General features: G+C 66.8%; 20 protein-coding genes. 12 read left to right on the top strand and 8 right to left on the bottom strand.

From position 1 onward, the window contains the following. Window positions 1–28 precede the first annotated feature (28 nt). The 4 genes from MTR62_RS01355 to MTR62_RS01370 all read right to left on the bottom strand — a co-directional run bounded on the left by MTR62_RS01355 (window position 29) and on the right by MTR62_RS01370 (window position 4,597). Complete coding sequence (locus MTR62_RS01355; RefSeq protein WP_244016473.1) at window positions 29–349, bottom strand: AtpZ/AtpI family protein; 321 nt, start codon at window positions 347–349, stop codon at window positions 29–31. Window positions 350–678: 329 nt separating this feature from the next. Beyond that, window positions 679–1,083, bottom strand: a complete 405-nt coding sequence (locus MTR62_RS01360) for a YdbL family protein (RefSeq protein ID WP_244016474.1) — start codon at window positions 1,081–1,083, stop codon at window positions 679–681. Next, window positions 1,083–1,367: a YnbE family lipoprotein gene (locus MTR62_RS21555; protein WP_407672563.1), complete on the bottom strand. Its 285-nt coding sequence runs from the start codon at window positions 1,365–1,367 to the stop codon at window positions 1,083–1,085. Before MTR62_RS21555 ends, MTR62_RS01360 begins: the two co-directional genes overlap by 1 nt. After that, complete coding sequence (locus MTR62_RS01370) at window positions 1,364–4,597, bottom strand: intermembrane phospholipid transport protein YdbH family protein (RefSeq protein ID WP_244016475.1); 3,234 nt, start codon at window positions 4,595–4,597, stop codon at window positions 1,364–1,366. The genes MTR62_RS21555 and MTR62_RS01370 overlap by 4 nt, the downstream gene beginning before the upstream one ends. Window positions 4,598–4,650: 53 nt before the next feature. Here MTR62_RS01370 and radC point away from each other — a divergent pair, with 53 nt between their 5' ends. The 6 genes from radC to MTR62_RS01400 all read left to right on the top strand — a co-directional run bounded on the left by radC (window position 4,651) and on the right by MTR62_RS01400 (window position 11,176). Continuing rightward, window positions 4,651–5,427 (top strand): RadC family protein, encoded by a 777-nt coding sequence (radC, locus tag MTR62_RS01375; RefSeq protein WP_244016476.1) that lies wholly within the window; start codon window positions 4,651–4,653, stop codon window positions 5,425–5,427. A gap of 354 nt (window positions 5,428–5,781) precedes the next feature. Beyond that, a complete protein-coding gene (locus tag MTR62_RS01380) occupies window positions 5,782–7,578 on the top strand; it encodes an SLC13 family permease (protein ID WP_244016477.1) in 1,797 nt (598 codons plus the stop codon). 133 nt (window positions 7,579–7,711) lie between these two features. Next, a complete protein-coding gene (gene purB / locus MTR62_RS01385) occupies window positions 7,712–9,025 on the top strand; it encodes an adenylosuccinate lyase (protein WP_244016478.1) in 1,314 nt (437 codons plus the stop codon). A 154-nt stretch (window positions 9,026–9,179) separates the two neighbouring features. After that, window positions 9,180–9,551: a LapA family protein gene (locus tag MTR62_RS01390; RefSeq protein ID WP_244016479.1), complete on the top strand. Its 372-nt coding sequence runs from the start codon at window positions 9,180–9,182 to the stop codon at window positions 9,549–9,551. After that, window positions 9,548–10,225, top strand: coding sequence for an orotidine-5'-phosphate decarboxylase (gene pyrF / locus MTR62_RS01395; RefSeq protein WP_244016480.1), 678 nt, complete (start codon window positions 9,548–9,550; stop codon window positions 10,223–10,225). Before MTR62_RS01390 ends, pyrF begins: the two co-directional genes overlap by 4 nt. A gap of 183 nt (window positions 10,226–10,408) precedes the next feature. After that, window positions 10,409–11,176, top strand: a complete 768-nt coding sequence (locus MTR62_RS01400) for an SIMPL domain-containing protein (protein WP_244016481.1) — start codon at window positions 10,409–10,411, stop codon at window positions 11,174–11,176. Between the two features lie 48 nt (window positions 11,177–11,224). Here the strand turns inward: MTR62_RS01400 and MTR62_RS01405 are convergent, their stop codons facing one another. After that, window positions 11,225–11,647: a DUF4019 domain-containing protein gene (locus tag MTR62_RS01405; RefSeq protein ID WP_244016482.1), complete on the bottom strand. Its 423-nt coding sequence runs from the start codon at window positions 11,645–11,647 to the stop codon at window positions 11,225–11,227. 57 nt (window positions 11,648–11,704) lie between these two features. On the opposite strand from MTR62_RS01405, the gene MTR62_RS01410 reads away from it, so the two are divergent. Then, window positions 11,705–12,361: a phosphoribosylanthranilate isomerase gene (locus MTR62_RS01410; protein WP_244016483.1), complete on the top strand. Its 657-nt coding sequence runs from the start codon at window positions 11,705–11,707 to the stop codon at window positions 12,359–12,361. Window positions 12,362–12,393: 32 nt separating this feature from the next. Here the strand turns inward: MTR62_RS01410 and MTR62_RS01415 are convergent, their stop codons facing one another. Together MTR62_RS01415 and MTR62_RS01420 are read right to left on the bottom strand one after the other, a co-directional pair. Beyond that, the gene (locus MTR62_RS01415; RefSeq protein WP_244016484.1) at window positions 12,394–12,879 is read right to left on the bottom strand and encodes an outer membrane protein; all 486 of its coding nucleotides are present in this window, start codon (window positions 12,877–12,879) and stop codon (window positions 12,394–12,396) included. 499 nt (window positions 12,880–13,378) lie between these two features. Further along, window positions 13,379–13,852 (bottom strand): outer membrane protein, encoded by a 474-nt coding sequence (locus MTR62_RS01420; protein WP_244016485.1) that lies wholly within the window; start codon window positions 13,850–13,852, stop codon window positions 13,379–13,381. Window positions 13,853–14,120: 268 nt separating this feature from the next. Here MTR62_RS01420 and trpB point away from each other — a divergent pair, with 268 nt between their 5' ends. From trpB to MTR62_RS01445, 5 genes are read left to right on the top strand one after another with little or no spacing between them, the layout of a single operon-like run. Then, window positions 14,121–15,377, top strand: a complete 1,257-nt coding sequence (trpB, locus tag MTR62_RS01425; protein ID WP_244016486.1) for a tryptophan synthase subunit beta — start codon at window positions 14,121–14,123, stop codon at window positions 15,375–15,377. Further along, a complete protein-coding gene (locus tag MTR62_RS01430) occupies window positions 15,374–15,565 on the top strand; it encodes a hypothetical protein (RefSeq protein WP_244016487.1) in 192 nt (63 codons plus the stop codon). Before trpB ends, MTR62_RS01430 begins: the two co-directional genes overlap by 4 nt. A gap of 35 nt (window positions 15,566–15,600) precedes the next feature. Further along, a complete protein-coding gene (locus MTR62_RS01435; RefSeq protein ID WP_244016488.1) occupies window positions 15,601–15,915 on the top strand; it encodes a cupin domain-containing protein in 315 nt (104 codons plus the stop codon). After that, window positions 15,912–16,688: a tryptophan synthase subunit alpha gene (gene trpA / locus MTR62_RS01440; RefSeq protein ID WP_244016489.1), complete on the top strand. Its 777-nt coding sequence runs from the start codon at window positions 15,912–15,914 to the stop codon at window positions 16,686–16,688. Before MTR62_RS01435 ends, trpA begins: the two co-directional genes overlap by 4 nt. Before the next feature lie 28 nt (window positions 16,689–16,716). Next, on the top strand, window positions 16,717–18,054 hold the full coding sequence (locus MTR62_RS01445; RefSeq protein ID WP_244016490.1) for a bifunctional folylpolyglutamate synthase/dihydrofolate synthase: 1,338 nt from the start codon (window positions 16,717–16,719) through the stop codon (window positions 18,052–18,054). A 37-nt stretch (window positions 18,055–18,091) separates the two neighbouring features. Here the strand turns inward: MTR62_RS01445 and glgX are convergent, their stop codons facing one another. Continuing rightward, a complete protein-coding gene (glgX, locus tag MTR62_RS01450; RefSeq protein ID WP_407672565.1) occupies window positions 18,092–19,876 on the bottom strand; it encodes a glycogen debranching protein GlgX in 1,785 nt (594 codons plus the stop codon). Window positions 19,877–19,881: the final 5 nt, after the last annotated feature.

Here is a 19,881-nt window from a genome sequence, read left to right on the forward strand (position 1 = left end):
CAGCGCCTTTCCCAACCCCCCTTTGGGTCTAGTCCGGGCGCCGGTTCGTAATCCGGATAATGTTCCTGAAGGCGACGAAAATTCCGAAGAACATCATCCCCAACAGACCCCAGGGGCTCGTCCCTGCGAAATGGTCGATCAACCACCCGAGAAACAGGCCACCTGCAACGCCCCCCAGCAATTCCGAAAGCACGCGGTTGCCGATGCGATAGTTCTCATCGGCCTCCACAGCGGCCTTCGGCTGGCTGCGCATTTCCTCGCGCTGACGCAGGCTAGCAAGCCTTTCGTCGAGCGCACGAACACGCGCATCCTCGCCAACAGGGCCTTGGACGGGGTCCTCATCGTTCATGCCATCGGCTCCTTTTATCTCACAGGAACGTGTGACGCGTTCGACGGTTGCCCGTCCTGGGGCGCCGACCCCTTAGGGTGGGGCTTTTCCCGAGTCAACCATGGCAGAGATGCGACGGCCCCTGCCCGCCCGCCCCGCGATAGTATAAAACGCCCGAACAGCAAGTGAAGTTAGCGATACCTTTTACCACGAAGCCCCGCAAACAGGGCCAATTGCCCACAGCTTTGCGCCGAACCAAGCAAACGGGGTTCTTTCTCCATTCTGGAAAAAGAACCCCGTCTTTATACCTTAGTCGTAGGATGCCCGCGCGCGCCGCGCGAGGCTCCGGTTCAAGGGCACTTGGCGTCGCGTTCGGGAGCGCCGGCCCCGCGCGTCTTCCAGCTACCATCGAGCCCCTGGTACTTTTCGCCAGAGCTGGTCTCCAGGATCAGGCGGCAACCGGTGGTGAAGGCGTATTCGTCGATCGTGCTCGACAGACTGGCCGCCTTGGAGGTGTAGACCGCGCGGCGCTTGTTGTTGATGTCGCGCACCAGGGCCTGGATATCCGCCCCTTGCGTGCCCACCACACCCAGGTATCCGTCGCGCTTCTCGCCGACCTGACCGGCCGCCTTGGCGGCGGCATAGGCCGGATCGCGCGCCTGCGCGCCCGCCGCCACTGAAAGGCCCAGACCGCCCAGCGCTGCCACCAGAGCCAGCGCCGCCGGAGCCGCGAAAGTCTTCAAAGGGGTGCGCATCAGAATATCTCCGGGTTTTCCTCAATCGTGTTCGCCGCGTCCGCGTCGAGACGATAAATCACTTCCTGGCGGATGTTGATATTAAGCTCGATGACTATCGGCTTGTCCGGCGCGGTGACATTAACGCAACCAGCCAGCAGAAAAATCACGCCGCCCACGGCACCCGCCAGTCCCATGGTCCGCATCACCGACCGCTTTCCCTGCTGCTTGTCCAGCGTCCTGCTCCTTGATGAGGGGGCGCTTCTTGCAGCCTTGGGGCGTGCGGTCAATTCGAGTGTCGTCATGGCGTATCCTCGCTGACTGGAGGCTGAATGGAGACGGTTGGAACCGGTTCCTTGCGGATCGGCTTGCCGTTCTTGTCGACCAGACCCAGCGCGCGCGGGTCGGCAACGTAGTTCGAATCGTAGAGCGAGCGCATGTTGCCGAACAGCTGGAAGAACGGCGCCTTGATGTTGACCACGAAGCGGATCGGCAGCTTGGCCACCTGCCGGGTCAGGAAATTGCGCTTGGCCCCCTGCCCCTGGCTGACGCCCGTAAAGCGGATGCGGGTGATGATCTCGCCCGAAAGCGAGCCGTCGAGCTTGATGTCCATCGTCTTGTAGTCGACCGACTTGAGCGAATCGAAGGCAAAGTTGCCCATCGCCGACAGGTCCTTGTAAGTCAGCGCCCCGACGTAGGCGACATTACCGCCGCCGGCGCGCGCGGCGAGCTGGCCGTTCTCGATCCGCCCGCCGCTGGCATCGAAGATCAGCGGCAGCGACCCGTCGAACACGCCGCTCGCGCTCAGGTTGTTCATGTCCATGCGCTGGATCAGGCTTTGCGCGTTGAGCCCCTCGACCACCAGCGTGTAGCGGCGTGTTTCGGCCGCCCCCACGGTCATCGTCACCGGCTCGAGCCGCAAGGTGCCCTGCATGAACGGCCACTGCGCGCCGTGGACGACGAGACGGTAGCCGGGATGCAGGTCGAACGAAGCCACCCCGTCGTTGACCTCGATGCCCGGATTGATCGAGCGCACCTTGATCGTCTGGTTGGGCGCGGTGACAAGGCCGAGCAGGTCGGTGAACGCGACTGTCCCCGAAAGCCCCTGCACCGGACCGAAAGGCGCCGCGAAGTCGAGCCCGTCGCTCGCAAAGCGGCCCGTGCTGGTGATGCCTTTCGCGTTCCAGTCGATTCGACCAGTCCCCTGGACACTGCCCTTGAGCGAGGAGACGAGGCCCATCAGCGTATCGGACAGGGCATCGGGCTGGAGCTTCTTGTCGAACACCAGACCGGGCACGGTGAGCGCGGCATGGCCGCTCGCATCGCCAAGGTGGTGGACGATGTCCGCGCGCACCACCTCACGATCCGATTTCGGCTCCCGCAGCCGCGCGGTGGCGGTGATCGTGTTGTCGGCCAGCCGCAGCTGCGCATCGCGGGCAACCAGCGGCTTGAAGCGCGCGGGCGAAACCCGGTCGCGCAAATCGAAGCGCGCCTTGTCGAGCGTCAGTGCGCCCTCGGCGAAGCGCCATTGCCCGGCGCCGCCAAAGAGATCGAGCGGCACCGCGGCGAGCGCGACATCGGCCTTCGCAAACGTTCCGTGCACGCCGCCCGCCGAATCGCCCGCGCCGATTTCGGCCGAAAGATCGCCGATGACGAAACGCGAACGCGCATCCGCCGGCCCCAGCCCCACAGTGATGGCCCGCGCGCTGAGCGATCCGGGATAGGCCAGCGAGACCGGCCCACTGGTAAGCTGCACCGGCGTATCGCCGAGCTTGCCCGCCAGGTCGAGCGAAGCGGTCGAGGCCGCGAACCGGACGTCGCCCCCCCTGGCCTCGAAAATCGGGTGGCCGCCTGGCGGACACAGCGTCAGGCGGTCGCGTTCAAGCGAGAGATTGGCCGCCTCGAGCCGATCGAACCTCGCGGTGGTGCACCCTGGCCAGAGCGACAGCGCGCCATTGGCCGACCAGCGTCCCGCAACCGGCAGGCGCAAGTTCTCGACCGCGCCGCCCGGCAGCGCCCCGCCCATGCGCACGTCGCCCGCCAGCGCGAGGTTTCCCGCCTTATCCTGGCGCAGCACCAGTTCGGGGATCGCCAGATGGCTCTTGCCGCTCGCGTAATCGTCCATGCGCACATGGAGAGCGGTCTCGCCGTGCCCCTGCGTCTCCATCCGCCCGCTCAGCGAAGGCAGGCCAGGCCCGGCCGAGATGAAATTGGCGCTGAGCTGCGGTGGCCCCTGCACGCCTTGCGGGGCGAGAGCCTGCACCCGCGAAAATTCGACGAGACTGCGCCCGTCACGCGCGCTCAACCGGGCCTGGGGCACCACCAGCGAATCGCCGCGCGCGTTGCGCCGCGCGATCAGATGCGCGGTGAAGCGCCCCTGGTGCAGCTGACGCGCGAGATTGACGCGCAGCTTGTCGGCCAGCGCGGCAAGGAAGGTTCCCTGCGCGGCGGCCGCGCCGCGCTGGAGCGCGCGCGCGATCTCGGGGCCGGCCACCAGATCACGCCCCGACAGGTCGTTCTCGATCTCGATCGTGCGCAGCCCCTTGCCCACCCGCGCCGATCCGCTCGCATCAAGACGCGAAAGCCGCCAGGCGCGGGCGTAGGGATCGCGCAGCGAAAGGTCGTACTGCGCGTTGGCGATGCCATCGTGCACGCTGATCCGGCCCGTGCCGCCCAGCCTCGCATACCCGCCATCGGCCAGCCCGAGCGCCCTGGTGCGCAGGCCAAAGCTCGCATCGGCGCGGTCGAACGCCGCGCCCAGCGTCAGGTCTAGCTTGGCCCCCGCGCCGGCAAGGTGGAGCTTTTGCTGCGGGCACGACAGATCGGCCAGCCGCAGCGGCCCGCTCAGCCTTGGCTTCGCCTCGGTGATCCGCACGGTGCCGTAAAGGCTCGCTCCCGAGCTGTGGCATCCGCCGTAAGAAAGCGCGCGTGCGCTGGCCCCGAGCGCGCCCCGGAAGCCGCCGCGCAAGCCCCCTTCGCCCGCCAGGCTCAGCCCGACCGGCCCGGCGTCGGTTTCGATCCGCGCCCGCCCGTCGACGATGGCCACGTCGAGATCGGGCAGCACCGGTTCGCCGGGTTTCGCCTTACCCGAGAACAACACCTTGTCGAGATAGCCAAAGCTCGCCTTGCCCTGACGCACACGGCCGTAAAGACGCGGTGCGACAACGGTAATGCGCCCGATGCCCGGCCAGCCAAGATAAAGCCGCGTGGCGATGCGCACCTCGCGCACGGTCAGGTCGGGATGCGCGGCATCGCCCACTACCAGATTGCGGAAGACCTGTTCGCCCGGACCGATTCGCACGATGTCATAGGTCGCTGGAAGGCCCAGCGCGGCGAGTTCGCTGCCGACCAGATTGTCGGCGATGTCCTCACGCTCGAACCAGACCGCCCCCAGCCCCGCCAGACTTACCCCCGCCAGGCCCAGCAGCACGGCGCGCACCCTCCGGCGTCGGCGCGGGGCACGCATTTCGCCCCGCGCCGCCTCCGGCGTCTCTTCGCCCGCATTCGCCTCAAGCTGATCTTCGTGTCGCGCCATTCGCTCCATCACTTGCGCTGCACGCGGCAGAAAGGCAATTGTTACCGGCAACAATGCCTGACGATAGTCTCCTCTTCCCTGAACACCCCGACCGCGAGCCCGGTCGCGGCCAGCCGGGCGCGGCGAGCGACGAAGCGCGCGCCACCACGGCGAAGGCCGGCTCCGATCCCAGCGGGCACCGCAGCCGCTTGCGCCAGCGCCTGATCGGCGGCGGGCCGGACGCGCTGGCGGACCACGAAGTGATTGAACTGCTGTTGATGCAGGCGGTTCCCCGGCGGGACATGAAGCCGCTAGCCCGCAGCCTGTTGCAACGATTCGGCTCGCTCGCCGGCGTGCTCCAGGCCGACCCACGCACGCTCGCCGCGCATCCCGGCATGGGCGAGGCCACCGCTGCCGCGCTGCGCATCGTGACCGTCGCGGCAACCCGCCTCGCCCGCCAGAAAGTGCGCGAAGCACCGGTGATCGGCTCGTGGCAGGCGCTGATCGATTACCTGACCATCGACATGGCGCACCTCACGCTCGAACGCGTGCGGGTGCTCTATCTCAACACCAAGAACATGCTCATCCTCGACGATCTGGTCGGCGAGGGATCGATCGACGAAGCCGCGATCCATCCGCGCGAAGTGATCCGCCGCGCGCTCGACATCGGCGCCAGCGCGCTGATCCTGGTGCACAACCACCCTTCCGGCTCGCCCGAGCCAAGCCGGGCGGATATCGAGATTACCAACCGCATTTCCGAAGCCGGACGCCTGCTTGGCGTCGCGGTGCACGATCACGTGGTGATCGGCCGCGAGGGCCACGTCTCGCTGCGCGCCAAGGGGCTGATCTAGGGCGTGCCGGCTGGCCTGCGCGAATCGCCCTCACCACGACGCTTATCGCACCCGCACAACGCTCTGGCGTCTGCCCCCGCACGCCCTCCTTGCCCATAGGCACGGCAGGGTTCATGGTTCGATCGAACACCAAGACAACCAGCAATCGATTTCGCATCTGCTTTCGAGCCCACAAGTTTTTCTTGCCAGCCCCCCCGCTGCAATGAGAAAAATCGACGGCAACGAGCGGGCAGGTCCCGCTTTAAGCCCTTAATTCAACTCACTTAGTAGAAAAATAGACGTTGCGCAGTGCACAATTGGCGCTAGACCAGTCGCGCTCGCGCCCGAATTCTGGCGTTCGATATAGGGGTTCTGATGATTTACGGCCTGGATCTCGCATCGCCGCCCGTGATGGGCTTGTTGCTTGTCCTGCTATTCCTGGCTTTCGCATTTGAAATTGCCGCCCCTGAAGTCGTGGCCCTGGGCCTTGTCGCGATCCTGCTCGTCCTGGGCGTGATCGCCACCGACGACGTGCTCGCGGCGATGGGCAATCCCGCGCCCCTGACCATCGTGAGCATGTTCATCATGTCCTCCGCGCTGGTGCGCACGGGCGCGCTCGACTTTCTCTCGACGCGGATCACCGGCCTTGGCAAGAAGCGTCCACTGCTCTCGATCTGCGTCTTCCTTGGCCTGATCGCGGCTATTTCGGCGTTCACCAACAACACCCCGCTGGTGATGATGATGATCCCGGTGGGCATCACGCTCGCCCGCGAACTCGGCATGCCCGCCTCGCGCATTCTCATGCCGATCTCGTTCGCCGCGGTCCTGGGCGGGACGGTCACGCTGCTCGGCACTTCGACCAACATTCTGGTAGATGGCGTCGCGCGCCGCGCCGGACTCGCCCCCTTCGGCATCTTCGAGATCGCCCCCGTGGGCATCATCGTGGCCACCATCGGCGTGCTCTGGCTGGCGGTAAGCAACCGTCTCCTGCCCGATCGCCAGACCGTCGCCAGCCTTGGCGCGATGAGCAACAACAAGCGCTTCGTCGTCTCGATCTTCATCGAGGCGGGCTCACCCTACATCGGTCAGGCGCCCAAGACGATCGACCTGCTCTCGCGCTCCGAGCGCCGCCTGGTCGACGTGCTGCGCGGGGATCGCTCGCTGCGCCGCAACCTTGCCGAACACACGCTCGAGGAAGGCGACATCCTCGTCCTGCGCACCTCGGGAAGCGACTTGATGACGCTCAAGGAAGGGGGCCGCCTCTCGCTCGCCGCAGCGACACCGCAGGACCCGCATCTGGTCCAGCTCTCGACCCGCAACTCGATCATGGTCGAAACCCTGCTGGCGCCCGGCGCCGAAATCATCGGCCACACCCTGTTCGAACTGCGCCTGCGCCGCCGTTACGGCGTCTATCCGATCGCACTTCATCGCAAGGGAACCAACCTTGAGGACCGCTTCGAACGCGTGCCGCTCCAGGTTGGCGACACCTTGCTGATCGAAGGCGCGCCCGAGGATCTGCGACGCCTTGTCGAGGACCAGCAACTGGTCAACATCGCCGAACCCACGATGCGCGGCTTTCGCCGCAACAAGGCGTGGATCGCGGTGGCGACGATGCTCGGCGTGGTGCTGGGCGCCGCGTTCAATCTCCTGCCTCTCACCGGGCTCGCGGTGATCGGGGTGGCCATCGTGCTCGCCGCGCGCTGTGTCGAGCCCGAGGAAGCCTTCCGCGCCGTAGACTGGCGGATCATCGCGCTGATCGTTGCGATGCTCTCGATCGGCACCGCGCTCGAACATTCGGGGCTGGTCGAGGCGATCGTCGGGCTCGCCACGCCCTGGCTTGGCACGATGGGACCAATCGCCGCGCTTGCCGCGATCTATTTCCTCAGCCTGTTCCTGACCGAACTGGTCACCAACAACGCGGTCGCCGTGGTTGTCACCCCGATCGGCATTTCGCTGGCCCAGGCGCTCCACGTCGACCCGCGCCCCTTTGCGGTCGCCGTCATGTTCGCCGCCTCGGCCAGCTTCCTTACCCCGATCGGCTACCAGACCAACACGCTGGTCTACAGCGCGGGCGGGTACAAGTTTACCGACTTCTACAAGTTCGGCTTTCCGCTCACGATCCTGGTCGCGATCACCACGCTTGTCGTGATCCCGCTGATCTGGCCGTTCTGACCCGCTTCCTGAAGCCGCCACCGGCTTCGGGAAGCACCCCCACTTGCAAAACATGCACAGGGCGCCGCGCACCCTTGCCTTTCGCGAGAAGGAACCCTAGCGGCTGCTCGCGTCAGCCAAAGGAGTTTGCACGATGGTCCCCCGTTACGCCCGCCCTGCCATGACCGCGATCTGGGAGCCCGAAGCGCGCTACCGCATCTGGTTCGAGATCGAAGCGCATGCCGCCGTAAAAATGGGCGAGATGGGGACCGTGCCGGTCGCCGCGGGCAAGGCGCTGTGGGACTGGTGGGCGACCGAGCCCAAGGTCGACGTCGAAGCGATCGACGCCAAGGAAGCCGTGCTCAAGCACGACGTGATCGCCTTCCTCGACTGGGTCGCCGAACAGGTCGGCCCCGAAGCGCGCTTCATGCACCAGGGCATGACCAGCTCGGACGTGCTCGACACCACGCTCAACGTCCAGCTCGTGCGCGCCGCCGACATCCTGCTGGCGGACCTCGACGATCTCCTCGCCGCGATCAAGCGCCGCGCGATGGAACACAAATACACCCCCTCGATCGGCCGCAGCCACGGCATCCACGCCGAACCGGTCACCTTCGGCCTCAAGCTTGCCGAAGCCTACGCCGAATTCAGCCGCGCCAAAAAGCGCCTGATCGCCGCGCGCGAGGAAGTCGCCACCTGCGCCATCTCGGGCGCGGTCGGCACCTTCGCCAACGTTGATCCGGCGGTCGAAGTCTATGTCGCGGACAAGATGGGGCTCGAAGTCGAGCCGGTCTCGACGCAGGTCATCCCGCGCGATCGCCACGCGATGTTCTTTGCAACGCTGGGCGTCATCGCCAGCTCGATCGAGCGTCTCGCGGTCGAAGTGCGCCACCTCCAGCGCACCGAAGTGCTCGAGGCCGAAGAATACTTCTCGCCCGGCCAGAAGGGCTCGTCGGCCATGCCGCACAAGCGCAACCCCGTGCTGACCGAAAACCTCACCGGCCAGGCGCGCATCATCCGCTCCTACGCCATGCCCGCGATGGAAAACGTGGCGCTGTGGCACGAGCGCGACATCTCGCACTCCTCGGTCGAACGCTTCATCGGCCCCGACGCGACGATCACCCTCGACTTCGCGCTCGCCCGCCTCACCAGCGTTATCGACAAGCTGCTCGTCTACCCCGAGCGCATGCAGAAGAACCTCGACCGCATGGGCGGCCTCGTCCACTCGCAGCGCGTCCTGCTCGCGCTGACCCAGGCCGGTCTTTCGCGCGACACCTCCTACCGCCTCGTCCAGCGCAACGCGATGAAGGTGTGGGAATCGGACGGCCAGCTCAGCCTGATGGAACTGCTCAAGGCCGACGAGGAAGTCGCCGCCGCGCTCACGCCCGAGCAGATCGAGGAAAAGTTCAACCTCGACTACCACTTCAAGCACGTCGACACGATCTTCGATCGCGTGTTCGGCGCCTGAGCCGGGCCGCATCCGACAGATTGCGGAGCCGATTGCGGGGCGAAGGGGAGGCTGGGCCTTTCCTTGCTCCGCATTCGGCCCTAGCATTGCCGCCAAGCCCCTCGGCCGCCGCAACAGCGCCGGACCGGTCGCCCAACGGGAAGCAGGAGCAAGCATGAAAGCCGTCCGTACCCTCACCTGGATCCTGGTCACCGCCATTCTGGTGGCCTTCATCGCCATGAACTGGACCAAGGTGGCGGTTAACTTCTGGCCGCTCGACGATGGCAACTACATCCACTTCGAATGGCCTGTCGGCTTTGTCGCCTTCTTTTTCTTCCTGCTCGGCACGGTGCCCGTGTGGCTCTATTTCCGCGCTGTGCGCTGGCGGCTCAACCGCCGCATCACCAGCCTCGAAAATTCGCTGCGCGCCACGTCGATGAGCCCGCTCCACGATACGTCAGACGCCCCGGCCGCGCCCGCCCCTGCGGCCGCGAGCGAGCCGGTCGCAGACCCGCTGCCCCTTACCCCGGAAACCGAAAAGCCATGAGCAACAACCCCGTCTATGTCGCCCTCGACGTTCCGCGTCTCGATGCCGCCGAAGCGCTGGCCAACAAGGTCAAGGGGCACGTCGGCGGGTTGAAGCTGGGGCTCGAGTTCTTCTGCGCCCACGGCCACCACGGCGTGCGCGAGCTGCAGAAGATCGGCCTGCCGATCTTCCTCGACCTCAAGCTGCACGACATTCCCAACACTGTCGCGGCCGCAATGCAGGCGATCAACACGCTCAATCCGGCCGTGGTCACGATCCACGCCGCGGGCGGGCGGGCGATGATGGAAGAGGCCAAGGCCGCCGCGGGCGAGAACACCAAGGTCGTCGCCGTGACCGTGCTGACCAGCCTCGACGATGAGGACCTTGGCGCAATCGGCATCACCGCCCCGCCGATGGAGCAGGCGCTGCGCCTTGCCGATCTGGCGCACGCAGCCGGGCTCGACGGGATCGTCTGCTCGGGCCACGAAGTCGCCGCGATCAAACAGCAGTGGAAGGACGGCTTCTTCGTCGTGCCTGGCCTGCGCCTGCCCGACGCCAAGTATTCCGACCAGAAGCGCATCGTCTCCCCGCGCGAGGCGCGTGACAACGGCGCCAGCCTGCTCGTCGTGGGCCGCCCGATCCGCGGCGCGGAAGACCCCCTGGCAGCGGCCAAGGCGATCGAAGCCACACTCTGAGCCGAACCGGCGCCGGATGGCGCCCGATAGCGAAGCGTGTGGGCCTGTGTCCCGCGCTTGCCTTCGCCTCGCTCCCTGTCTCCCCTATCTGCCTGTTTCGCCACGTTGTCATTCAGCGGGGCGAAACATGCCTCGGGCCAGACCGTTGCTCTGGTCCGACACACGGATGATGGAGTGCGACAGATGAAGACCCTTTCTCGCCTGCTGACAGGCGCTGGCCTTGTAACGCTTGCTCTTGGAGCGCCGCTCGCGGGTGGCGCCCAGGCGCAGGAGGTTGCCTCTTCGGCAATCACCGCAGGCCACACCCTGCTCAACGTTAACGCGCAAGGCAGTTCGACCCGCGAACCGGACATGGCGGTGTTCACTTCGGGCGTCACCTCGCAGGCCAGGACCGCGAGCGCCGCGCTGGCGGACAATTCGAAGGCGATGACCGGCGTCTTCGCCGCGCTCAAAAAGGCCGGGATTGCCGAAAAGGACATCCAGACCAGCAACCTTTCGGTCTCCCCCGTCTATTCGCAGCCTGCGCGCAAGCCTGACGGCAGCTACGATGCCAACGAGCGCACGATCGTCGGCTATCAGGTCAACAACACCGTCACCGTGCGCCAGCGCAAGCTCGACGATTTCGGCGCGGTGATCGACGCACTCGTCTCGGCCGGGGCGAACGAAGTCAACGGACCGACCTTCACCCTATCCCAGCCCGACGCGGCGCAGGACGAAGCGCGTGTCGAGGCGATCAAGGAAGCGCGCCGCCGCGCCGATCTCTACGCCAAGGCCGCAGGCCTGCGCGTGGTGCGTATCGTCTCGATCGCGGAAGGCGGCGGCTATGTCCCGCAGATCCGCGCCAAGTCGGACATGATCCGGCTCAGCGCCGCAAGCGCCCCCGCCCCGGTCGCCGCCGGTGAGCTCGACGTCACGGCGCAAGTCGCCGTTCAGTTCGAACTCGCCCCCTGATCTGCGCCGGGCACGTGGCAGGCACGCGGCAGGCACGCGGCATGGGGTTCAATTGAGCATCATGTCGCGCGACTGAATGTTGTAGCCGACAAGGGTAAGCGCATCGTCCTTGCCCTTGCGGTAGACGAACTGCTCGACCCCGGTGCCCTTTTCGAAGGTGGTCTGCATGGTGGCGGTGAGGAACGTGCCTCCGGTGGTGGCGTTGGTGTTCCAGCCCACCTGCTTGGTCGTCCGGACTTTGCCCAGCTTGGCGTGGACCGCGCCCAGGAGCTTTTCAAAATCGGCCTGGCTGGTCGCCTGGCGCAAGTCGGGATCGGCCGTCGTCCAGATGCGGCCGATCGCTCCAGCGTCGAGTTCCCGATGGAATTGCCCGATCGCCACATCGGCCTTTTCGAACGATTCCTTGATACCGCACCCGCCAAGCGTTGCAGCCACGGCAAATGGGACTAGAAAGCGCATCAGACGGTTCATCGCATGGGGGTCCTCGATCAGGGATGGCCTGCGACAGATGTAGACAGCGGACGGGCAATGCCAACACCGGCGATCAAGATTTGCGGAATTTCAACGCCTGACGCGCTCGACGCGGCGATCGCCGCGCGCGCCGATTACGCGGGCTTCGTGTTCTTCGCACGCAGCCCGCGCAACGTGATGCCGGCACAGGCCGCCGCCCTTTCGGCGCGCGCCGAAGGGCGGATCGCGCGCGTCGGCCTCTTCGTCGATGCGGGTGATGCGCAAATCGCCGAGGCGCTCGCCGCCGCCCCGCTCGACGTTCTCCAGTTGCACGGCGCGGAAACACCCGAGCGCGCCGCCCAGGTGCGCGCCCGCTTCGGCCTCGCCGTGTGGAAGGCGCTGCCGATCGCCAGCGCGGCTGACGTCGCGCGCGCCAACGCCTACGCCGGAGCGGTCGAGCGCGTGCTGTTCGACGCCAAGACGCCCAAGGGCGCGCTGCCTGGCGGCATGGGATTGTCGTTCGACTGGTCGCTCGTCGCGCACTGGAAAGGACCGCTCGCCTGGGGCCTTGCCGGAGGTCTCAATCCCGACAACGTGGGCGAAGCGCTCGCGCGCACGGGCGCCCCGCTGATCGATACCTCCTCCGGCGTCGAAAGCGCGCCCGGCATCAAGGATACCGGGCGCATTGCCGCTTTCGCGCGGGCCATACGCGAAACGGCCGCCGCCTCGCACTGAGACCGCGGCCGTTCCGACGCGCTGGGGCGCCTTCAGAACTTCGTGCCGACACCCACCAGAATGCCGTCGGTATCGTGCCAGGCCTCGTCGGTCGCGAAGGAATGGCGGTATTCGACCTTGGTGTAGAGGTTGTCCTTGATCGGCTGTTCGTACCCGGCGCCCAGCGCGACGTAACCGGTGCAATCGACGCAGTACTTGGTCTTGTACTCGCTCAAGGCGTAGAGCTTGCCACCGGTCGACGGGATCGCGCTGCCGATCCGCCCGCCAAACCCCCACGACACGCGCGTATCCGAGGTCAGCATGGTGTCGGCCGAAGCCTCGAGCCCGATGAAGCCCTTGTCGCCCAGGTCGAAATCGTAACCGGCCAGCACGCCGGTAACCTCATCGGTATTGTTCCGGTTCCAGACCATGCCGGTGTAGGCTTCCACGCGCGCCTCGTCGGCCCGTGCGGGCGCGGCGGCCAGGGCGACACCGGCCAGTACGAAGGAGAGCGAAACGGTCGGTGCGAATCTACGCATAATAGTACTCCTGATCGATGGGGAGCCGGGCTTCCTGACAGGCCCGGCGCGATCAGGGCTAGGCAGCGCCGCCTTGCACCCAGATGAACCGAAAAGGCGCCAAAAACGGGACCTTTTTGATCTGTATTCAAGTTGTTACACTGCACCGCAAAGATCACGAAAGGTTGGTCACACCCGCGTCATCTTGACGCTATCAAGCCGAAGCGCAGGCGGATCTTCGTCCAATCGGTACCGCCCTTGCGACACTGTCGCCGCCGAAAAATCCCACCCGCACGAGCGACGCACTTCGCGCGGCCCGGCACACCAGCCCCGTCGCAAGCCGGTAAGCCACCCTCGCCCTCGCCCTCGCCCTCGCCCCCGTTACGACGCGCCAGCGAACCGCCGGGGCCGGACGACAGGCCGCCCCGCAAGCCTGATACGACAAAGGGCGCCCCGCCGAAGCGAAGCGCCCTTTGGCCTTGGTGCGACCCGAGGCTTATCGGTTCATGACGCGAAGGCTTTAGAACTTCACGCCCACGCCGACGAGGCCGACATCGGCGTCGGGGGTGTTGTCGCCGATCAGCTCGTGCTGGTACTCAGCCTTGACGTAGTAGCGGTTGTTGAGATCCTGCTGGATGCCACCACCGACGCCGACCGCGCTGTTGCAGTAGCGGCAGGTCTTCGACTGCCACTTCGAGCTGGCATAGAGCTTGGTGGTCGGCGTGACCTTCACGCCGGCGCGGCCGCCGACGCCCCAGGTAACGCGCGTGTCATCGGTCAGCAGCTTGTCGGCGGAACCTTCGACGCCAACGAAGAACTTGCTGCCCAGGTCATAATCGTAACCGGCCGCGACACCAGCGGTCGCCTTGCTGCCGTGACTGTCCCACGCCAGGCCGGTGCGCGCTTCGATGCGGGCTTCATCAGCCATCGCGGGCGTGGCAACGGCAGCAGCGACCGAAGCGGCTGCGGCGAGCGAAACGAGTGCAATACGCATAATCTGTAACTCCTAGTACCTTGTCCCCGTCCCTCGTCGGGGGCGGCCCTCTCTGGGGCGAATGAGCCGATGCGCCTCACAGCCTTTCGCGAAAATGAACAAATTGTTGTCAAATGTCCTGAAAACGTCACAATTCTGCGCCATAGAGCAAGATTGTTGCATTGATGCGCCCTGCAGATGCAAACCTTGCACTTGAAACGCCGCCCGGCGCTCCCATGGCCGGAACTGGCTGGACAGGCCCGCGATGCTCTGCCAACGCTCGCGCATCATGACTGAACACCTGCCTGTAAACAGCCTTCGCGCGCTTCCCGATGCCTCCGGTCACTTCGGCCAGTTCGGTGGTCGCTACGTCGCGGAAACGCTTATGCCGCTCATTCTCGATCTCGAGAAGGAATACCGCAAGGCGCAGGAGGACCCGGCGTTCTGGGCCGAATTCGATTCGCTGATGAAGGACTTCGTCGGCCGTCCCAGCCCGCTCTACTACGCCCCGCGCATGACCGAGCATTTCCGGGAACTTGCCCCGGCAGGCCCCAATGGCGAGAAGCGCGGCCCCAAGATCTATTTCAAGCGCGAGGAACTCAACCACACCGGCGCGCACAAGATCAACAACTGCATCGGCCAGATCCTGCTCGCGCTGCGCATGGGCAAGACCAAGATCATCGCCGAAACCGGCGCGGGCCAGCACGGCGTTGCCACCGCCACCGTCGCTGCGCGCTTCGGCCTGCCCTGCACCATCTTCATGGGCGCGACCGACGTCGAGCGCCAGAAGCCCAACGTGTTCCGCATGAAGCTGCTGGGCGCCGAAGTGGTCCCGGTGACCAGCGGCGCGATGACGCTCAAGGACGCGATGAACGACGCGCTGCGCCACTGGGTGGCAAACGTGCACGACACGTTCTACATCATCGGCACCGCCGCCGGACCGCACCCCTATCCCGAACTGGTGCGCGATTTCCAGTCGATCATCGGCAAGGAAACGCGCGAACAGATGCTCGAAAAGGAAGGCCGCCTGCCCGACCGCCTGGTCGCGGCGGTGGGCGGCGGGTCGAACGCGATCGGCCTGTTCCACCCCTTCCTCGACGATCCCGAAGTCAAGATGACCGGTATCGAAGCGGGCGGACACGGCATCGACACCGACAAGCACGCCGCCTCGCTCACCGGGGGCAAGCCGGGCATCCTGCACGGCAACAAGACCTACCTGCTGCAGGACGAGGACGGCCAGATCACCGAGGCGCATTCGATCTCGGCCGGGCTCGACTATCCGGGCCTCGGGCCGGAGCACTCCTGGCTGCACGAATCGGGCCGGGTGGACTACGTGCCGATCACCGATAACCAGGCGCTCGAAGCCTTCCAGCTGTGCTGCTCGCTCGAAGGGATCATCCCCGCACTCGAAAGCGCACACGCGCTGGCCGCCCTGCCCCAGCTCACCGCGCAGATGGACGAGGACCAGCTGCTCGTCGTCAACGTCTCGGGACGCGGCGACAAGGACATCTTCACCGTCGCCGAGGCACTGGGGGTCGACCTTTGAAGCCTGCCAAGGCGATCATCGAGAAGTTCATCCTCAATTTCCTGGCGGTGTTCATCGGCGTCCAGCTGTCGCGGCACTGGATCGAGTTCACCCGCTGGGACTTTGCACGTGGCACCTTGATGCTTTGCCTGATGGCGGCCGTAACGGTCACCCTCGTCGACCTGTGGCGGTACTGGAAGAGCATATGACCCGGTTCGGCCAGCCCCCCTTCGGAGTGCCCCTCGTGAAGATCTTTCGCGCGCACGAATTCACCGCCCCAGCCGCCTGGGGCAGCCAGCTCCTCGCCGATTTCGGTGACGTGACGGCAAAGCTGCACTGGACCGACCAGCCCTACCGCTGGCACGTCAACACCGGTGCCGAAGTCTTCACCGTGCTCGACGGCGTGGTCGAGATGCACAGCCGCGATGCGGGCGGCACCGTCACCGTGACCCGGCTCGGCCCCGGCGAGGGCGTCAGCGTAGAACCCGGTGACGAACACGTCGCCCACCCCCAAGGACCAGCGCGTATCCTGGTCGTCGAAAGAAAAGACAGCGAATGACCCGCTTTGAGAAAGCCTTTGCCAAGGGACCGGCCCTCGTCACCTTCATCACCGGGGGCGATGGCGATACCGCAGCGAACCTCGACGCGCTGGTCGCGGGCGGCGCCGACGTGATCGAACTGGGCATGCCCTTCACCGATCCCATGGCGGATGGTGCGGCGATCCAGCAGGCCAACATCCGCAGCCTCGCCAAGGGCACCAAAACGGCCGACATCCTCGCGCTCGCCAGCGGTTTTCGCGCGCGCCACCCCGACGTGCCGCTGGTGCTGATGGGCTATGCCAACCCGATGATCGTGCGCGGCGCCGAATGGTTCGCCCGGGCCTGCGCCGAGGCGGGCGTCGACGGCGTGATCTGCGTCGACATCCCGCCCGAGGAAGACGCCGAGCTTGGCCCGGCGCTGCGCGCCGAGGGCGTTGCGCTGATCCGCCTGGCCACCCCGACGACCGATGCCGCGCGGCTCCCCGCCGTGCTCGAAGGCTCCTCGGGCTTTCTCTACTACGTCTCGGTCGCGGGGATCACCGGCACCCAGACCGCCGCGCAGACCTCAATCGAGGAAGCCGTCGCCGCGCTCAAGGCCGCCGCGACCATCCCCGTCGCGGTCGGCTTCGGCGTGCGCACGCCCGAACAGGCGCGCGCCATCGCGAAAGTGGCCGATGGCGTGGTGGTCGGGTCGGCGCTGGTCGATCTGGTCAAGGAGCACGGCGATGAGGCCGCGGGCCCCTTGCGCGAACTGACCTCGGCGCTTGCCGAGGCGGTGCACACCGCGCGCTGACCCCGAGCGGCGAGACAAAGGCCCGAGCATGGCCCGCCCGAACGACTTCGCGGTGTCGGACGCCCCCGGTGTCCAGGCGCAGCTTGACCGGCTCGCCACGCTTTCGGTGCCCAAGGGCCGGCTCGGCCTCGACGTCATCCGCGAGCTGTGCGCGCATCTGGATCACCCCGAGCGCGCACTGCCGCCGACCTTCCACGTCGCGGGGACCAACGGCAAGGGGTCGACCTGCGCCTTCCTGCGCGCCGCGCTCGAAGCGGCGGGCAAGACGGTCCACGTCTTCACCAGCCCGCACCTCGTCCGTTTCAACGAGCGCATCCGCGTTGCCGGCACGCTGATCGCGGACGAGGCGCTGGCCGCGCTGCTGGCCGAAGTGCTCGACATCGCCGAAGCTCACGCCATCGGGGCGAGCTTCTTCGAAGTCTCGGCCGCGGCCGCCTTCCTCGCCTTCACCCGCACCCCGGCCGATGCCTGCATCTTCGAGGTGGGCCTGGGCGGCCGGCTCGATGCGACCAACGTGATCCCCGCGCCGGTTGCCTGCGGCATCGCCGCGCTGGGCATCGATCACGAGCAGTTCCTGCTATCGCCCTGCGAGGATGCGCCCGAGCCGCCGTTCGAGCGGATCGCCTTTGAAAAATCGGGTATCGCCAAGGCCAACGCGCCGCTCGTCACGCTCGACTATAGCGAGCGCATGAACGATGTCGTTGCGATCCAGGCCGAGCGCGTGGGCGGCTACGTCGTGCGCGCCGGGGCCGACTGGACGATCACGCCGCGCGAAGGCGGCTTGCTCTACACCGATCACAAGGGCACGCTCGCCCTGCCCACCCCGCGCCTGCCCGGCGCGCACCAGATGCTCAACGCCGGGCTCGCGGTCGCGATGCTGCGCCATCAGGACGCGGTCAACATGCCCGATGCGGCGCTGGTCCTGGCGATGAGCTGGGCGCGCTGGCCAGCGCGGCTCCAGCGGCTCGAGGAGGGACCGCTGACCCGGCTCCTGCCCGCAGGTACTCCGTGCTGGCTCGACGGCGGGCACAACCCCGACGCGGGCGCCGCGCTTGCCAGGCACTTCCTGGCTAGCCCCGCGCGCATCCACCTCGTCCTCGGCATGTTGGCAAACAAGGACCCGGCCGCCATTACCGGCCCGCTCGCCCCGCGCCTTGCGAGCATCACGGCGGTCCCCGTCCCCGGTCACGAGCATCACGGCCCCGAGGCGTTCCGCCTGCCCGGCCTGCCCGAACCGCGCGCCGCCGCCAACCTGGCCGAGGCGCTGGAAAGCCTGGACGTGGGCGAAGGCGAAATCGTGCTGATCGGCGGCTCGCTCTACCTCGCCGGAACCGTACTGCGCGCCAACGACCAGCTGCCAGACTGAGCCGGCCGGACTGAGCCAGCCGAACTGAGCCAGAGCGTCAGCCTTTGGGCGGCGCTTCAGGATCGATGGCGAGGGTCACTGTGCGGGCCGCGCGGTCCACACGCAGCGCGACGGTACCCTCTCCCTGCACAGGGGAAACGAAACCGAAGACGCCGCGACCCGGCTCCTCCCAGTCGGCCACGGTCATCGCGCGGCCGGGTTCGGCTTCCCATGCGGTCTCTTCGGAAAAGACCGTGAACGCTACCCGGTGCTGCGCGCGCAGGGCCGCAAGGCGGGCGACATGGTCCTCCAGTTCGCGGTCGCGCGCGTCCCAGTCGATCCAGCCGATCGCGTTGTCCTGGCAATAGGCGTTGTTGTTGCCCTGCTGGGTGCGCCCGAACTCGTCGCCCGCAGTCAGCATGATCGTCCCGGTCGAGGCGAACAGCGTGGTGAGCATCGCCTTGAGGTCCGCCCGGCGCGCGGCGATCACGCCCTCATCCGGACTCGGTCCTTCGACGCCGTGGTTCCAGCTGAAATTCTCGCCATGCCCGTCGCGGTTGTTCTCGCCGTTGGCTTCGTTGTGACGGTGCGCGTAGGCCACCGTGTCGGCCAGCGTGAAGCCATCGTGCGCGGCGAGGAAATTGACAGACCGGCACGGGAGGGCCGCCGAGGTCTCCCCAAACACGTCGCTCGATCCGGCGAGCCGGGTCGCCAGCACACCGATGCCGGCCTCGCCCTTCCAGAACCGGCGCACGTCGTCGCGATAACGGTCGTTCCATTCAAGCCAGTTCTGGGGAAACTGGCCCAGCTGATAACCGCCCGGCCCGATGTCCCATGGTTCGGCGATGAGCACCCGGCTCGCCAGCACCGGGTCGGCGGCGATTTCGGCGAAAATCGGGGCATCCTTCGCAAAACCGGGCCCGCGCGCGAGGATCGGGGCAAGGTCGAAGCGGAACCCGTCAACCCCGGCGTGCTGCACGAAATGGCGCATCGCATCGAGCGTCAGGCGGCGCACCGCCGGATTGGCGAAGTCGAGCGTGTTGCCGCAGCCGGTGTCGTTGATGAGCGGGCCGTCCGGTGCGTGGGCATAGGCCGCGTTGTCGAGCCCGCGCAGCGACAGAACGCCTCCCTCGCGGTCGCTCTCGCCCGAATGGTTGAAGACGAGGTCGAGCAGCACGCCGATGCCGTTCCGGCGCAAGGTCGCCACCGTCTCGCGCAATTCGGCAACCCCGCCCGGACACAGCCCCGGATCGAGCGCCATCAGCGCCACCGGGTTGTAGCCCCAGGCGTTGACGAGGCCGAGCGGAGGCAGGTGCCGCTCGTCGATCCAGGCGACGATCGGCATCAGCTCGACCGCGCCGACGTGCAGCTTGCGCAAATGCGCGAGGATCGCGGGATGCGCGAGCGCGGCGATCGTGCCGCGCAGCGCCTCGGGCACTTCGGGATGGCACAAGGTGAAGGCGCGCACGTTGACTTCGTAGATCAGCCCTGCGCGCGCGAAGACCGGCGGCTGCGGGAAGACCCTGGGCAAGGCCTCCGGCACCACCGCGCGCGGCACCAGACCGGCGGTATCCTCGCCAAAACGGCCCAGCGCCGGGTCCTGCCGGAACCGCCGGTCGAGCGTCAGCGCGTAGGGATCGACCAGCAGCTTGGCGGAATCGAACCACAACCCCTCGTCGGGCGCCCATTCGCCCTCGGCCCGGTAGCCGTAACGCGCGCCCGCAAGGTCCTCCTCGAACGCGAGTGTCCAACGCTCCCCCTCGCGCACCATCGCGTGGCGGGTCTCGTTATCCTGCGCGTCGAACCGGCAAAGCCAGACCTGCCGGGCCAAAGGGGCGCGCACGGCGA

The sequence above is a fragment of the Novosphingobium organovorum genome (assembly GCF_022832435.1).
Classification (GTDB): domain Bacteria; phylum Pseudomonadota; class Alphaproteobacteria; order Sphingomonadales; family Sphingomonadaceae; genus Novosphingobium; species Novosphingobium organovorum.

Coding starts and splice junctions, on each gene's coding strand:
- MTR62_RS21555 (WP_407672563.1), bottom strand. CDS start 1,367: ATGACGACACTCGAATTGACCGCACGCCCCAAGGCTGCAAGAAGCGCC.
- MTR62_RS01390 (WP_244016479.1), top strand. CDS start 9,180: ATGAAAGCCGTCCGTACCCTCACCTGGATCCTGGTCACCGCCATTCTG.
- radC (WP_244016476.1), top strand. CDS start 4,651: ATGCCTGACGATAGTCTCCTCTTCCCTGAACACCCCGACCGCGAGCCC.
- MTR62_RS01355 (WP_244016473.1), bottom strand. CDS start 349: ATGAACGATGAGGACCCCGTCCAAGGCCCTGTTGGCGAGGATGCGCGT.
- pyrF (WP_244016480.1), top strand. CDS start 9,548: ATGAGCAACAACCCCGTCTATGTCGCCCTCGACGTTCCGCGTCTCGAT.
- MTR62_RS01445 (WP_244016490.1), top strand. CDS start 16,717: ATGGCCCGCCCGAACGACTTCGCGGTGTCGGACGCCCCCGGTGTCCAG.
- MTR62_RS01420 (WP_244016485.1), bottom strand. CDS start 13,852: ATGCGTATTGCACTCGTTTCGCTCGCCGCAGCCGCTTCGGTCGCTGCT.
- MTR62_RS01410 (WP_244016483.1), top strand. CDS start 11,705: ATGCCAACACCGGCGATCAAGATTTGCGGAATTTCAACGCCTGACGCG.
- MTR62_RS01405 (WP_244016482.1), bottom strand. CDS start 11,647: ATGAACCGTCTGATGCGCTTTCTAGTCCCATTTGCCGTGGCTGCAACG.
- trpB (WP_244016486.1), top strand. CDS start 14,121: ATGACTGAACACCTGCCTGTAAACAGCCTTCGCGCGCTTCCCGATGCC.
- MTR62_RS01400 (WP_244016481.1), top strand. CDS start 10,409: ATGAAGACCCTTTCTCGCCTGCTGACAGGCGCTGGCCTTGTAACGCTT.
- MTR62_RS01415 (WP_244016484.1), bottom strand. CDS start 12,879: ATGCGTAGATTCGCACCGACCGTTTCGCTCTCCTTCGTACTGGCCGGT.
- MTR62_RS01380 (WP_244016477.1), top strand. CDS start 5,782: ATGATTTACGGCCTGGATCTCGCATCGCCGCCCGTGATGGGCTTGTTG.
- MTR62_RS01370 (WP_244016475.1), bottom strand. CDS start 4,597: ATGGCGCGACACGAAGATCAGCTTGAGGCGAATGCGGGCGAAGAGACG.
- trpA (WP_244016489.1), top strand. CDS start 15,912: ATGACCCGCTTTGAGAAAGCCTTTGCCAAGGGACCGGCCCTCGTCACC.
- MTR62_RS01360 (WP_244016474.1), bottom strand. CDS start 1,083: ATGCGCACCCCTTTGAAGACTTTCGCGGCTCCGGCGGCGCTGGCTCTG.
- purB (WP_244016478.1), top strand. CDS start 7,712: ATGGTCCCCCGTTACGCCCGCCCTGCCATGACCGCGATCTGGGAGCCC.